This is a genomic window from Christensenellaceae bacterium 44-20 (assembly GCA_041223705.1).
GTDB lineage: Bacteria > Bacillota > Clostridia > Christensenellales > Christensenellaceae > QANA01.
In genome coordinates this window covers 268,951-283,982 of sequence record JBCLQU010000001.1, presented here as the reverse complement: position 1 = coordinate 283,982, position 15,032 = coordinate 268,951, and the positions used below count along the sequence as shown (strand labels likewise).

12 protein-coding genes are annotated in these 15,032 nt (G+C 51.3%); 1 reads left to right on the top strand and 11 read right to left on the bottom strand.

Features of this window, described 5'->3' with window-relative positions; all coding sequences use genetic code 11:
- Window positions 1-72 precede the first annotated feature (72 nt).
- The 11 genes from AALG83_01520 to AALG83_01470 all read right to left on the bottom strand — a co-directional run bounded on the left by AALG83_01520 (window position 73) and on the right by AALG83_01470 (window position 14,114).
- On the bottom strand, window positions 73-2,508 hold the full coding sequence (locus AALG83_01520; protein ID MEY8381833.1) for a DUF6273 domain-containing protein: 2,436 nt from the start codon (window positions 2,506-2,508) through the stop codon (window positions 73-75).
- A gap of 107 nt (window positions 2,509-2,615) precedes the next feature.
- A complete protein-coding gene (locus tag AALG83_01515; protein ID MEY8381832.1) occupies window positions 2,616-3,314 on the bottom strand; it encodes a hypothetical protein in 699 nt (232 codons plus the stop codon).
- A gap of 14 nt (window positions 3,315-3,328) precedes the next feature.
- Window positions 3,329-4,573 (bottom strand): SPFH domain-containing protein, encoded by a 1,245-nt coding sequence (locus AALG83_01510; GenBank protein ID MEY8381831.1) that lies wholly within the window; start codon window positions 4,571-4,573, stop codon window positions 3,329-3,331.
- A gap of 397 nt (window positions 4,574-4,970) precedes the next feature.
- Window positions 4,971-6,092 (bottom strand): aldo/keto reductase, encoded by a 1,122-nt coding sequence (locus AALG83_01505; protein MEY8381830.1) that lies wholly within the window; start codon window positions 6,090-6,092, stop codon window positions 4,971-4,973.
- Between the two features lie 182 nt (window positions 6,093-6,274).
- A complete protein-coding gene (locus AALG83_01500; GenBank protein ID MEY8381829.1) occupies window positions 6,275-7,048 on the bottom strand; it encodes an SDR family NAD(P)-dependent oxidoreductase in 774 nt (257 codons plus the stop codon).
- Between the two features lie 135 nt (window positions 7,049-7,183).
- Entirely contained in the window at window positions 7,184-7,870 is a 687-nt protein-coding gene (locus tag AALG83_01495) for a hypothetical protein (GenBank protein ID MEY8381828.1), read from the bottom strand.
- A gap of 14 nt (window positions 7,871-7,884) precedes the next feature.
- Window positions 7,885-9,138, bottom strand: a complete 1,254-nt coding sequence (locus AALG83_01490) for an ABC transporter permease (GenBank protein ID MEY8381827.1) — start codon at window positions 9,136-9,138, stop codon at window positions 7,885-7,887.
- Window positions 9,139-9,149: 11 nt separating this feature from the next.
- Window positions 9,150-10,793 carry an HlyD family efflux transporter periplasmic adaptor subunit gene (locus AALG83_01485; protein MEY8381826.1) on the bottom strand — a complete coding sequence of 548 codons (1,644 nt, stop codon included), beginning with the start codon at window positions 10,791-10,793 and terminating at the stop codon, window positions 9,150-9,152.
- Window positions 10,790-11,470, bottom strand: coding sequence for an ABC transporter ATP-binding protein (locus AALG83_01480; protein ID MEY8381825.1), 681 nt, complete (start codon window positions 11,468-11,470; stop codon window positions 10,790-10,792). The genes AALG83_01485 and AALG83_01480 overlap by 4 nt, the downstream gene beginning before the upstream one ends.
- Before the next feature lie 4 nt (window positions 11,471-11,474).
- Entirely contained in the window at window positions 11,475-12,785 is a 1,311-nt protein-coding gene (locus tag AALG83_01475; protein MEY8381824.1) for an efflux RND transporter periplasmic adaptor subunit, read from the bottom strand.
- A 150-nt stretch (window positions 12,786-12,935) separates the two neighbouring features.
- Window positions 12,936-14,114, bottom strand: coding sequence for an MFS transporter (locus AALG83_01470; GenBank protein MEY8381823.1), 1,179 nt, complete (start codon window positions 14,112-14,114; stop codon window positions 12,936-12,938).
- A gap of 146 nt (window positions 14,115-14,260) precedes the next feature.
- Between AALG83_01470 and AALG83_01465 the strand changes: the two genes are divergently transcribed.
- Window positions 14,261-14,989 (top strand): manganese catalase family protein, encoded by a 729-nt coding sequence (locus tag AALG83_01465; GenBank protein ID MEY8381822.1) that lies wholly within the window; start codon window positions 14,261-14,263, stop codon window positions 14,987-14,989.
- Window positions 14,990-15,032 lie beyond the last annotated feature (43 nt).

Here is a 15,032-nt window from a genome sequence, read left to right as displayed (position 1 = left end):
CGTCATCTTTCTTCTGTTCCCTCCACACAGATTGATATCCTCATTGCTTGGATGCCCCCGGCTTCCAAAGAATTAGGGGTTCACCTCAACCCACATAGCCGGGCGGATAGCAGAACTATCGGCATTGACGTTGCTAAGAAAGTCTTCACCACGCTCATCGATATAGGCAGCATACCCCGGCTTGGCGCCATTCGTCCGCAGCCACCACCGGCAGTTACCAGTGGATTCCTTGACATATGCTCCTTTTTCAACCGCATAATCCGTAGGTTTACACCTTCTTTCGCTATTAGAGCTAAAATACCTATCCGCTTCGGCATAACTTAGTAAGAAAATCTTATCTTGCGTCTCATTGCCGGCCGACTCCTTATCAGGATATACCGTTACGGTGAGTATCTTCGCCTTTTCATCGTCCGAGAATGCAGCATTCAAAAAACTCTCGTTTAACCACTCGCGAAGTGGAAAGTTTTCCCAGCTAACATCTTTACGATATATATAATAGCTTCGATAGTCAAGGGCATATCTGCTAATTAAAAGCGCTTTACCGTCTTTTACTTCAAGTACAAGCCATTCTATATCTTCTTCACCATTAGATGTTTCATTATCTTGCTCATATGTTCCAAACTTAATATAGTCTCCAACCTTGGTGCGTTTTAACGCTTCTCTAGCTTTGACGAGCCTTATATCACTCGCTTTATCTTTAGAATCTTTATAGTGCCCAAGCTCTTTGAAGATTTCATATGCTTCATCAAGGTTCCCTGCATCCATCAATGCAACCGCATCATTATATTTGTTGCTATTGATAACAGCATCCAAAACGACGAGAAGCACAATCGTTATGCACACAATAGACACCGTTATAATTGAAATCCACTTTTTGCTTGTATGGATTTTTTCCTCTTCTGCACGGACAAGCTCGGCCTGTCGCCTACGCTCCATGCGCTCTGCCTCAGCCTTTGCCTTGATTTCTTCTATCTTTTCTTTGCAAACGCAGATCTGCTCATCCGCATCCTTCCATCCAGAAATAGATTCTAGGAGCTTAATTGCAGATTCATAATGAGATATAGCTTCGCCCGTCGCTTTTAGCCTCGCCTCTGCAAGAATGGCATCTTTTCTTGCGGCTTCTGCCTTATCGCGGCAACCCTCTGCCAGAGCAGCGGAGTCCTCGTAATCGCTGATCAGTTCAAACAGGCGTGCGGCTTCTTTATATTCTCTCTCTGTTCTCGCAGCAGACATCGAGCTTTGCGCGCGGGTATAAATTCCGACCAAGCGAGCATTTTCATTGCGGATGTTGATATGTTCTATGCAGCCCATCAGCTCTGTTATTAATTCTTCATCGCCAAAGCGCAGCACTTTTTGATAGTTATTGCTGCTGTCAAAAGGCTCAGCACAATCCTTCAGGTTCTCTTGCTTTCTGACCCACAGCTCGGCCATCAGCTTTCCAAGATATGCCTGCGCATTTTCAGGTTCGATATCCAGAACTTTTTCACAATACTCATCAGCGCTGTCAAAATCTCCATCCTCAAGAAACATAAACACACGTTTGAGCAAAGGAGCAATATTGGTATTTCCACCGCTTTCTAGATTTTCTTTCGCACTTTCTGTTTTGGGCTCATCCGCCTGGACAATTTTCTTAATGCCGCGAATCAAATCTTGCATAAAGCCGAGCTTAGACATATCCTGTGCCTGCAGGTGGGAAAATTCTTCTGGCAAATCGTAGGGATCCATATCCTTATATGCGGGAATGAGCGTTTTCCTCTGCCCCTGCTTAATAAGCGCGAGATAGCGGCTCCATTCATTGCGGACCCACGCGGATTGGAAAAATTCCGGCTTTGTGCCGAGGACAACCATGACTTTTGCGCTGTTTAGAGCCGCAAAGATATATGGCTCGTATGCAGAGCCAAGCTGATCCTCCAAGGTGATGCGGGCAAAGAACACTTTAAATCCTTCTTGTGCAAGCTGGTGATACAAATCGTTTGCTAATACACTATCAGGAGTGCGCTGCCCGTTACGATCCGTTTCCTTATAGCAGATAAACACATCAAAAGGCGCTTCCTTTTGAGAAATGGCAAGAATGCCCTTTTGAATCTCGTTAATGGTCTTTGCTTCTTGCTCATAGATATGGCGTTGATAGCCGTCCGCGTACTGCAAGGCGGATTTATAGTTATCATCGTCAAAAACAGAAGTGAATTGTGCTCTGTTTATGGTGGGAATCCGGTTATGAGACGAAGGATCCTCTACATATTCAATACCATAGCGGCACAACACCAGCGACCAATATGCTTCAGCGTCGGTATTATCTTCATTGAGAATCTGCTCGTAGATCCCTATCGCTTTATCAAACTCGTTGTTGCGGCGGAAATGGTTGGCCCGATCATAGAGATTTACTTTGCGGTCATTATCCAGTTTAGGCAAGGTCTGCTGAGTTCCGCAATACTCACAGGTTGCAACCGTTTCATGATTGTTGATTTCCAATGCGCCACCGCACATTTTGCATCTAAATAATGCCATTCTCTATTCCCCCAAAGGTCATCTTAAACTTACATCTGGGCTCTGGGCAGAATGCAGGCCTTCACCCATCTGCCAGAGCACAAAAAATTGGAGATAATATTATTACCTTATTTCAAAAGCTTGCATTTATTATTTCTATCGGCCAATATAACGGCAAGCTCATCCGCGGTTTCGACTGTTAAGATTTCATTGCCTTCTACTACAGCTTCAGTGAGTTTTGCGAACTGAATAGTAATTTCATCCTCGATGGCAGAAAGCGCTTCATCACTCATAGGATCAGAATAGCGCACAGCCTCATAAACCTTTTTGCATTCTGCTTTTACAGTTTCGCTTTTTGCACGGGATATCAGGCCCTCCGCATCTGCCGTCAGCGCTTTGATAAAAGAAGTCTTTGCTTTCACTTTGTCATCAACAGCGCTTACAAGTTCAATTGCGGCAGCGGCTTTTAGCACGGCAATTACATTAAATGCCAGGAGAACACTGCACAAAACAATGCCGACCCAATAAGGCAGCATAGAGATCATCATGCACAGGCCGCCAAAGACAAAAGAAAGAATTAGCCCAGTGTAGCTTGTGGTAACGAGAGATATGTTATAGAAAATCTTTTTTATATTGTTTTCTTTTAATGCGAAATAGGCGCAGAGCAATTGCCCGGCAAACGAGAGCAGAATGAAGGCATAGCCGATCCAGAAGGAAGCAGTATATTTCTCCAATCCCAGCCAACCGGCAGGAACAAAGGCAATCACTTGAAAAAGAATGAACAAAACAGCCCAAATAATCGAATAGTATTTAAAAGTTTTTTTCATTATCAGCACCTCTTTTAGAGCTTCTCGCCGCATTCAGGACAGAACTTGGCGCCTGCAGCAATCTCCTTGCCGCACTTGGGGCAAACAATTACAAACTTGTGGCCGCACTCTGGGCAAAATTTACCTTTTGCAACGGCGCTACCGCATTTTGGGCAAACTACCATGCCATCTGGTATTGCAGGGGCAATCTTCTCACCGCACTCCAAGCAAAACTTTGCATTTTCAGGAAGAGCCGCCCCGCATTTTGCGCATTTAGAATCAGCACTTGCCATGCTTGTTTGATTTAACGCATCACTCATTGCTCCACTGACTGTGCCCGCAACAGCGCCGCCAACTCCAGCCATTGCGCCCAGCCCGACGCCGAGATTCGTAAACTGGCCAACCGCTTCATTTCTCGCGGCCTCTGTTGCTACATCAAAACCGCGTTCTTGCTGATAGGTATACCCTTCTTGCGCGCGTTTGGCAGCTTGCGCCTGCGAATCAATGATCACCTTTTGCGCTTCCGTCTGAGCATAGATGATATCTGCCTGCTGACGAAGCTTTGCTTCAGCAATATCCGCATATTGGCGGAAGTGAAGCTCCTTAAACTTCTCATATTGTCTGTCTCCGTCTGGCTTAGCTACGTTGGTGACAAAAAAGCGCTCCAAAGATACGCCGTAATCTGCAAAATCAGGAATCAGCTGCTTGTGGATAGAATCTGAAAAGACGGTCAGGTTTTCATCCAGCTCAAAAATATTGATCGCATTGGCTTTCATCGCTTGTGCGATATAGGTTTTCACTCTCGTCATCAAAAACGCGCGGAAAAAGGATGTTAATTTCTGCTGGCCGAGGAAATTCTCAGTCCCAACCAGCTTCAAAAGCAGCTTACGGCTGTCTTCCGCGCGAAGGCTCATTTCACCGGAAGCGCCGATGGAGATCGGAAACCCATATGTAGGTTCAATGTACTGAACCTTGCTGTCGGTGCCCCACTTAATACTCATTTGCTCGGTTTTGTTGATAAAATAAACTTCGCAATGAAACGGAGTGTTTCCGCCGGTGGTGCGGTTAAGAATTTTGCCAAGTTTGGGGATATTCTGAGTTTCCAGCGTATAGCGGCCCGGCCCGAACAGATCGAGCGCCTGGCCATTCATAAAGAAGATCGCTTCCTGACTCTCGTGAACAATCAGCTGTGTCAGGCTGTTAAAATCTTCGCTTGGATGTTTCCAAATGAAAGTGCTGTTGTCACCCTCGTATTTAATAATTTCAGCAATCTGTGCCATAGAATTACCTCCTCATATTTCAGGCAGCATAACCCACATTATGCTGTGCACCAGGCTACAACAAACCCATTCTATTTTGTATATTATATCATGCGACAAAGAGCACTTACAAGAAATTTGTCGATATAAATACAATTTATTCGAAATTTGTCGATACGCAAATCTCCGGGTAACACAACTGAGCCTTTTCAAGCAGGAAAGGCCCAGTTGTGCTATGTTGCTTCGATCGTTTTTGACAGCTGCTTTGCTTACCAGATGATATTGTTTGCTGCATTTGAATGTACAAAGTTATGCGCTATTCACAACAGCAAAGGGATCTATCATCATAAAGGGAGAAAGCAAATAAAAAACGGTGCAGCTCTCATAGGCTGCACCGTATCTCTGTTCTTTCTTCTGTTTACTTTGTAAAGAGAGCGTGGATCTTGGGCATCAGCTCACTGGGCTTTAGATGCTGCGGGCATTCCGCTTCGCAGGCATGGCAGCCGATGCAGGCATCCGCCTTGACTTCCGTATCCATATAGTTTTTGCGGACCTCTTCAAACTCATAGATAGCCGTATTGTTGTATTTGTTGATCAGGCTTGGGATATTCAGTCCCGCCGGGCAGGGCATGCAGTATGCGCAGCGCGTGCAGGGCACCAACGCCTTGGCATCGTAAATCTGCTTGGCCTTGGCCATGATGCCGCGCTCCTCTTCCGAGAGCTTGCCTGCCGAGGATGCCTCTGCAAACTCGATATTCTGCCTTAACTGCTCCAAATTGCTCATGCCCGAGAGCACAACGCCAACCTCCGGCATATCCCAGAGGAAATCCAGCGCCGCCTGAACGGGATCTTTGCCTTTGAACACCTCTTTAACATCCTTTGGCGGCGTGGCCAGCCGGCCGCCCAGCAGGGGCTCCATAATCGCAACGCCCATGCCCTTCTGCGCCGCATATTTCAGGCCCTCAATGCCCGCCTGATAATTGGTATCGATATAGTTGAGCTGAATCTGGCAGAATTCCCAGCCCTCGTATCCATCGACAATCTGCCGAAATGCCTCCAGCTTATCGTGGAAAGAGAAGCCGATATGGCGGATTTTTCCCGCCGCGCGGGCCTGCTCCATCTTTGCGCACAGATTGAATTTCTGCACTTTATTCTCCCAGCGATCTGCATCCAGAGCATGCAGCAAATAGAAATCGATATAATCCACGCCCAGCCGCTCCAGCTGCTCATCCAGGTATTTATCAAAATCTTCTTCTTTTTCTATCAGCCAAACCGGGCTCTTGCTGGCGATAAACGGCCTGGGCAGCCCACTCTCCCGCAGTGCAATGCCCAGGGAAACCTCGCTCTGCCCGCCGTGATAGGGATACGCCGTATCGAAGTAGTTGACCCCTTTTTCCAGCGCCAGCTTCACCATCTCGTTTGCCGCCGCCTGATCGATATCCTTAGAATTTCCCTCTTCGCTTGCCGTGGGCAGCCGCATCATGCCCAGCGAAAGCGCCGAGACCATCTCTCCCGTCTTGCCATACTTTCTGTACTGCATTTTGTTCCTCCTCTACCTTTCCTTTATTAACAACAAATCCAGTGTAACCGATAAAGCACACTTTAAGTCAAGCGGTATTTCCTTTTCCCTTGTTTATTCTTATTCTAACACGCCCCGCTTTCCGGCACAAGCGCAAGGCGCCTCCAATAAAAAAAGCGGGAGTCCCTCTCCCACCTCTTCGGCTATTTTGCCGGAAATTTTTGCTGTTTCATCCAAACCCGCATCACAAGCCGATGCGGCAAAAGCTTTGTAAAAAACACCTGCATCTTGATTTTGAACCCGTGGATGGAAACGTCTTTTCCCCTCTTCATATCCTTTAGCGCCGTTGCAACCACGTCCTCCGGCTGGTAGACGGCATTGAAGTAGGTGATGACCTTTTCGCTCTGCGTCTCGGCACGGTCGAAAAACTCGGTATTCACCCACCCGGGGCAAATGGCCATCACCCGAATGCCCCTTGGGCGCAGTTCCAGGTTCAGCGCTCTGGAATGGCTCAAAACAAATGCCTTGGTGGCGCCGTAAATATTGATATAGGGAACGGGCTGGAAGGAGGAAAGCGAATCCAGCTGGTAGATTTCCCCGCCGCGCCCCATATAGGGAAGCGTCAGCGCCGTCATGCGCACGAGCGCCTTGCAGTTCAAATCGATCATGCCCATCATATCATCCAGAACAATCTCCGAGAAATGGCCGAATTTGCCATATCCGCTGCAGTTCACCAAAACCGCAACTTCGGGCTTTTCCGCCTCCAGCTGCCGTGCATATTCTTCAAAGCTCTGTTCCTGGGTGAGATCAAGCGCCAGCGCCCGGATGGGAATGCGAACCTCGTCGGCCAGCTCTTTGAGCCTTTGCTCTCTTCGGGCAATCGCCCAAATCTCATCCAGTTCCTCCTGCTGGGCCAATTGCCGAACAAACTCCCTGCCCATGCCAGAAGACGCCCCCGTTATCACCGCAATTTTCATCTTTCTCCCTTTCTTTCATAAAGCCGCCGCAAACTTCACTTGCTTTATTATATCGCCCTGCCCAAAAAATGTAAAACCGCTTTCTTTCGGATGTCATTTTTTTCAGTAAAAAAGGCAGCGTTTCGCTGCCCTTTTCTACCGCGCCATACTGCCCGGATTCATCTCAAACTTGTTTGCCTGCCGGACGCAGTAATCAAAACTTTGCGCTGCTTCACTCTTATTTTTATTATCGACCAATATGAACTCATACTGCTCATACGGGAGATCGTCATCTCCTGCAAAAAGATTGAGCGATACGCGGTAAATCCCCTGCGCCGTCTCCTGAACAGCATAAATTTTCCCATAAATCTCGCTCTGATCCGTATTCTTCAGGAGATATTTCCCGGTACTTTGCTCGTAGACCACTTGCTCAACGCTTTCCGGAACCTCCGGCAGCTGGGCAAATCCCTCAAAGCAGGCCGCCGCATATTGCTCCATAAGCGCTTTGCTGACAGACAGATCTCCACCTTCCTGCCAAACCGCCTCCTGTCCCTGCTCGCCGTTGCGGTAGGCAACCGAGTAGAGCATCTGCCAAACCTGCTCCGCATCCTGGCTGTCATACGTCTTGCCGCCCTCCGCGGCCACCGCAATCCCCTCCAGAATGGGCAGCATATGCTCCAGCTTCTCTTCGCCCAGCTCGGGCACTTTCTCAGAAGCCTCTGGCACAGCGGCAGAGCCGCTCGGCGCTTCCGGCTGCTTTGCGCAGCCCCCTATCATCACGGCGAGGCACAGCGCCGCGCAAAACAGCAGCGCCAGCCCACCTCTCATACTCTGTTTTTTCATTCTGCTCTTCCTTCCTATTCCCGCCGTAGCGCCTCAATCGGGTTGAGATTCGCCGCTTTCATGGCGGGCACAATGCCAAAAATCAGCCCGATGATCACGGAGAATGCGACTGCAATCAGAGCTGTCGGCGCGCTGATAGCGATGGGAACCAGCGATATTTTTGAAATTACCACCGCCAAAATGATGCCGCTGATGACGCCCACCAGGCCGCCCAGGAAAGTCAAAACGGCCGCCTCCGTCAGGAACTGCCCGGAGATGATTCCCTTTCTGGCGCCCAGCGCCTTTTTGAGGCCAATCTCCCGCGTCCGCTCGGTTACGGAGACCAGCATGATATTCATGACGCCAATTCCGCCGACCAGCAGCGAGATGCTGGCAATCCAGATGAGCTGCTGATTGGTGCTCTTGGAGAGATCCTGCATCTCCTTCGCCTGCTCCAGCAAGTCTTCTCCCTTATAGAGAATTGGGCCCTCGCTGCCCGTCTGGAGATAGCTGTTCAGCACATCTGCCGCCTGCTTGCCCACTGTGCTCATGGCCTCCGTACTGCTCGCCTGCACAGCCACAGACTGCGGCTCATCATACTGATAGATCACTGGCCAGGTCGCCATCGGGACGAACACCTTGCCATTGCTGGTCTTCATATAGTTATAGTAGTCTTCCGGCGTGTTGATGACGGGTTGGAACTCACTGCTCTGCGTCACAACCCCGATGATCACATATGGCTCGCTCTGTATTTCTACAGTCTTGCCGACGGGGTTTTCTCCCAGGAACAGCGCGTCTGCCGCATCCTTATCCAGCAGGGCGACTTTGTGCGCGCCCTTTTCATCTGCCTCGGAAAAGCCTCTGCCTTGCCGAATCTGGTATCCGTATACGCCAAGATAACTTGAATCGATCCCGTAAAGATAGCCATTGGAGAGGCTTGTCGCTCCGTAAAAAACGCTGGAATAGATATTGCGCTTATAAAACTGTGCCGCCGCCTCCACATTGTCCAGCGCCGCGATCTCCTCCATCGCCTGTTGGGAAACGGTTGGGATTCCCTGCGGAACGCCGCCTTCCATATCTATGGGGTAATCGTTCTGGTGCAGCTGAATTTCTACGGCATTATTGCCCGCGCCAATGAGGTTTTGCTTGATCTGCTCGTTCGTCCCCATAATCGTGGAAGAAATGGCAATGATAGAAGCGATGCCGATGATGATGCCAAGCATCGTCAGGCAAGAGCGCATTTTATGCGTCCATACCCCGACGAACGCCAATCGTATATTTTCTAGCATTTCTCTGCCTCCTATCGTTTAACCGCCCAGGCCATATCGTCGCCCGTATTATCCGGCAAATTCACTTTCGTCCCGTTCTTGGCCAGCTTGCCGTATGGGAAAGCGATATAATCTTCCGGCGAGAGGCCTTCCCTGACCTCAATGCACCAGCCATAGAGCGTCGCTCCCGTCTTGACCGTCTGCTTTTTCAGCTTGCCATCCACCGCGATGAACACATAGCTCTCGCCATTCTCTTCCCGGACATACATCTTATCGATATAGAGCGCTTCATTCCCTCCCGAGGCAGCGCCGCCGCCATAGGAGATATCCACATAGTCCCCAATGGTCAGCTCTGCATCGCCGCCCACATGGACCGTAAACGGATATGCGGATTCGTTGGGGTTTTGAGAGAAGCCGTAATTTTGCTGCGGCATATCCGAAACTTCCACAACTTCTCCTTCATAGCTCATGCCGTTCATATAGTTCATCACATAAACCGTATCCCCCGGCTGCACCTTGGACAAGCTCAGCTCATTGACCATTCCCTGCACATAGAAGCCGTCGCCACCCGTCACGGTGAGCAGTGCTTCGCCCTCCTGAAGGGCATCCTGGTTGGGCGCCAGCTTGACTTTGCCCTTGACCACGCTCTTCACGACGCCTTCTGCGCCCAGCTGCGTCTCCGCCTTTTTCAGCTCCAGCTCGGCCTTTTTGATGGCCAGCTCCTTTTCCCGAACCTCTGCCTCTTTCTCCGCTATCATCTGCTTAATCTCATCGGCGGTATAGCCCGGATCCGGCTCAATGCTGGGCTCGGGCTCAAAGCTCGGTTCAGGCTCCAGGCTGGGCTCCGGCTCCTCCGAAGGCGATGGCTCGGCGCTGGGTTCCGGCTCCTCGGATGCAGAGGGTGCCGGAGGCTGAACTTCGGGAAGATCTAAATCGAATTCAAACTCTCCGTTCGCGTGAAACGCCATGCGGTACGCATAGAGCAGTTCTCCCGTCTGCGTATCCCCCTGGCGGTATTCCACCCGCGCAAAAACAGAATCTCCCTTCTCTGCTGCCAGCCTGAGCATTTCCGCAAGAAAACCCTGCTGAATCTTGGTGCCCTTGGCGCATAGGAACAGATAGGGATCCACCTCCGTCCCGGCAGGAGGCGTCTGGTTATAGTAGAGGGCATTCTCATCCAGCTCGCCTGTGTTGATCGCGCTCCCCGGCGCAACCGCCAGCAGCATCAGCCCGTCTGCCGGGGCAAAATCGCCTGCCAGCCTTGCAGAGCCCGGCTTCAGCCCTCTCAGCGCCGCCAGCTCCTCTTTGAGCTGCGTCAGTTCCAGCCCCATGCGCTGAACTTCCAGCTTTTTGAGCCTTTGCTGCAAATCCAGCATGGTTACATCGTATTCCAGCAGCGGATCGCCAATCTCCACCTGGTCTCCGTCTTTGACGTATATCTTGGTTATGGTGTTGGTCTTGCTATGCGGGATGGTCTGCGCCATATAAGACTGCACCATGCCGTTCGTCGTCTCGGATTCCCCCATCCAGGAGTTCATAATCTGATAAACCGGGACGACGTCCACCCGCGCGTTGCCCGCCGAAATTGCAATGGCCGCGCCAATTCCCGCGATGATTACAGCAGCAACCGAGATGCTGATGGCGGCAACCATCTTTTTGCTCAATTTCTTCTTCATCTTCCTGCCTCCTCCCGGTGCAATTCGCCGTCGCGAATATAGAGGATCTTCTGGGCGCATTCGGCAATCGAGCGCTCATGCGTGATCATGGCAATCGTCGCGCCTTCCTGATGCAGCCGGGAGAAAATCTCCATCACCTGCTCGCCGGATTTGGAATCCAGCGCGCCGGTGGGCTCATCTGCCAGCAGAAGCTTCGGCTTTCCTGCGATGGCGCGCGCAATGGCAACTCTCTGGCACTGGCCGCCTGAAAGCTGCCCCGGCTTAAACTCCATGCGGTCTGCCAGGCCGACCTTCTCCAGCGCCGCTTCTGCCATTGCTCTGCGGTCCTTTTTGGAATATCCGCCGTATAGAAGCGGCAGCTCCACGTTCTCTATCGCGCTTTGGCGCGGCAGCAAGTGGAAGGTCTGAAAGACAAAGCCGATATAGCGGTTGCGCAGCTCTGCCATCTCCCGATCCGAAAGGCCGGAGACATCTTTCTCCTCCAGAAAGTAGCTGCCCTTGGTCGCAATATCCAGGCATCCGAGGATGTTCATCAGCGTCGTCTTGCCAGAGCCGGAAGGGCCCATAATGGCCAGGTATTCGCCCTCCTCAATATCCAGCGAAATATCTTTGAGCACGGGCACAGTCAGCTTGCCCTGCATATAGTCTTTAAAGATATGCTCTAATCTGACTACCATACGCCTATTCCTCCAGGGCAGCAGCATCCGAGTATGGCATAATGCCCTCATCTCCGCCGCCGGGCAGCATGTCGTCTTCGCCGGGCAAGCCGCCTTCCGGCAGATCGTCATCGCCGCCGCCATAGGTGGGCGAATCCGTTACGCCCATCCCCGCTTTGATGAAGTCTTCCGGGAACGCGATGCGGTCTTTCAGCTCAAGGCCCTTCAAAATCTCATAGCTGTCGGTCGTCTCGTCGTATTCGCCCAGCTCGACACTGCGCTTCTCAATCTTGCCCCATGTATTCGCCGCATAGACAAAGGCCTTCTCATCCTCCAAAATCAGATAGGCGCTGGGCAGCCAGGTGCCCTCCTTCTGCGCGCCCTGCCCCATATCCGGCTCGATATAGACGTGCTGCCCCATGAGCAAATTCTCAGAAGACTCCAGCTCCACATAGAAGGGATATTTGGACGTGCTGGTGGTGTCATCCTGCGCCGCCATGCCGTCATAATGCATCATGCCGTTATTGTTGCCCTTGACCGGGTTCGAAACATCGATGAGCTGGATAGTTCCCTTCCAAATGGCATTTTCATCCGTCCGGGATCGGATGATCACCGGCATGCCCTCGTAGAGCGTGTAGACAAACTGCTCGCCCACCAGCCCCTTGACACGGAAGGAGCCTGTGGCTGTAATCGTCATAAAAGAGGACTGCGAACCGTCGCCGTAGCCTGGCTGCTGCTCTCCCCCGCTCTGGTTGAGCTCGCGCACAACCCCATCCATCTCCGCCGTGACGACGGCATGCTCGATGGCGCTTTTCGCCTTCTCGACTTCGGCAGTTTTTGTCTTGATGGTGTATTCTGCCTGCATGATGTTCACTTCCAGCGTCTGGATCTGGATGGTATACTGCAGCTGCTCGCTTTTGGGCGCGCTGGCTTTCTCTCTTTTCAGCGCGGCAATCTGCTCCTGCATGGTCGTGATGCTGCTCTTTGTGCTCTCCAGCTCCAAATTGAGCTGCTCCAGGTTCAGCTTCAGTTCATCGACATCGTAAGAGAAAAGCGGATCCCCCGCCTTCACTTCATCGCCCTCTTTGACGAAAACCTCCGAAAGCGTTTTAGAAGGATCCAGCTCGATTTTCAGCGTCTTCTGCGATTCGATCACGCCGGCATACCGGTTCTGCACGCCCGCCGCCCCTAATCCCAGGATTTCGGAAACCGGCTGCACATAAACCTTCTGCCCCGAAGCGCCCGTTCCGCTAAGCAGCCAGTACAGCCCGCCTGCGATCAGCAAAACAGCCGCTGAAATAGATGCAATTAGAATGATCTTTTTCTTCTTACTCATGGTTTTTCTCCATTACCCTTTCAAATACTATCCTCTTAGACGCGCAATTTTCAAAAAAGTTCCAATTAGGATAGCTTCATCATAGCAGATTTTGCCATCCTCTCCTATATCTTTTACAACTTGATACAAATTATATACGTTGCTCCGGCGCTATTGCCCGCTGGAAAAGCTCTTTTTGGAAAGCAGCCAGCAAACTGCGATGCCGTCTGCGGCGCAGAGCGCGCTCATCGCCCAATAGGCCGCCTGCATGCCCGCGCCCTGCACCATCACGCCCATAAGCGTCGGCCCGAACGTCATGCCGATGCCATATACCGCCTGGAAAAAGCCCATGGCAGTCGAGCGCTTTTCCTGGGGCACCCCTTCCACCGCCCCAGACATAAAAAGCGAAAGCAGGCTGGCAAAGGAGAAGCCGCCCAAAACCTGCGCCAGGCAGAGCAGCCAAATCTGCCGGATCAGCGGAATGCCTGCGCAGCAAAGCGCGTAGACCAGGAAGAAGGCCGGAACGAGTTTTTTCTCTCCCAGGCGCGCGGCATGGCGCGTCCCCGTATAAAGGGAGCTCAGGGCTGAAGCGCCCATATAGAGCGCTGAAAGCAGGCCAATCTGCAAATTATCCGCCCCAATCTGCCTGCCGTATTCGCTGGTGAACGACATGGCCGTGCTCATATTGACGGCCTGCAAAAGCGCCATGCCCACGGAAAACAGCAGAAGCCGCCTGCGCTTAAAAATGCGGAAGTGATCGCGCAGCGGCGGCAAAGCCTTTGCCTGCGCCTGCGGCTCTTCCCATAAGAAGAGGCTCAGTGCGGCGCTCAAAATTCCCGCCCCGGCGCTCATCAAAAAGAGAACCTCTGTTTTAAAAAACTGGGTCGCGATCATGCCTGCAAGAAAGCCCAGCAGCGTGCCGAAATTGTTCATGGCCAGCAGTGTTCCCATGGCCTTTTTCAGTTGATCTTTGGGGTAATACGTCGGGTAAAGCACAGTGCTTGAAATCCAGGTCGAGGCCGCCATGCCAGAAATGAGGTTTGCCAGCAGAAAGGAGACTGCGCCGGGCCAGCAGAAGCGCAGAACAGAGGCCGCCGCCGCGCAGATGTTGCCCAGGATGATAAAAGGTTTATGCCGCCCTTTTCGGTCTGCCCCAATTCCCAGCGGGATGCGGATGATCATCTGGGAAAACCCATAGGCGCCTAAAATGATCCCGATAAAAGAAGACGCCACGCCCAGCAAAGTGAGGTACGGCGTCTGATAAGGGACATAGACATAAAGCGCAAACCAAAAAAGCACAGTGATCATCTGCATCACAGCGCGCTTGTGTTTTTCCAAAAACAGCTGCATAAAAAATTCTCCATTTCTTTTTATCCGGTCTGTTTTAGTTTACACCTTTTTCCACCCGCCTACAACCGCTCCTTCGCGTCTTTTCGCGCATAACAGTGGCCAATTCACAGATAATAAGGGAAAATGTATTTCTAAAGGAGAAAACCATGTTTGAACACAACAAAAAATTATTGCAGGATGTCAAAGTTGAGCGCCCCAATCCGCAGTATGCCGTTTTGCTGCAAGAGCAGCTGGGCGGCGGAAACGGCGAGCTGAAAGCGGCCATGCAGTATATGTCCCAGAGCTTCCGCATCAAAGATCCCGCCATCAAGGATCTGTTTATGGATATCGCCGCAGAAGAGCTGAGCCATATGGAAATGGTCGCCCAGACGATTAACCTGCTCAACGGCCACGACGTGGATTATCAGCAGACGCAGGTTGGCGAAATCCAGACGCATGTCATCCTAGGGCTGAACCCCGGGCTCATCAATTCCTCCGGCTATTCCTGGACTTCCGACTACGTTACCGTTACGGGAGATCTCTGCGCGGACCTGCTCTCCAATATCGCCAGCGAACAGCGCGCCAAAGTGGTCTACGAATATCTCTACCGCCAAATCGGCGATAAGTGCGTCCGTGAGACCATCGATTTTCTGCTCAACCGGGAAGAGGCGCATAACGCCATGTTCCGCGAGGCCTTCAACCGCGTGCAGGATACCGGCTCCAACCGCGATTTTGGCGTAACCGAGGATTCCCGCCTGTATTTCGACCTCTCCTCTCCCTCCCCCAAGAATAATTTCGAGAATACCCAGGTGGAAAAGCCGAGCTTTCAGCCTCCCCAAAAGGAAAAGCCAAACTTCGGCAAGAAATCCACCTTTGTTCCGCCGAAAAAAGACTGAATTTTCCTTATAAAAAAGAGCGGTGCCTGGCCTTGTATCCAGC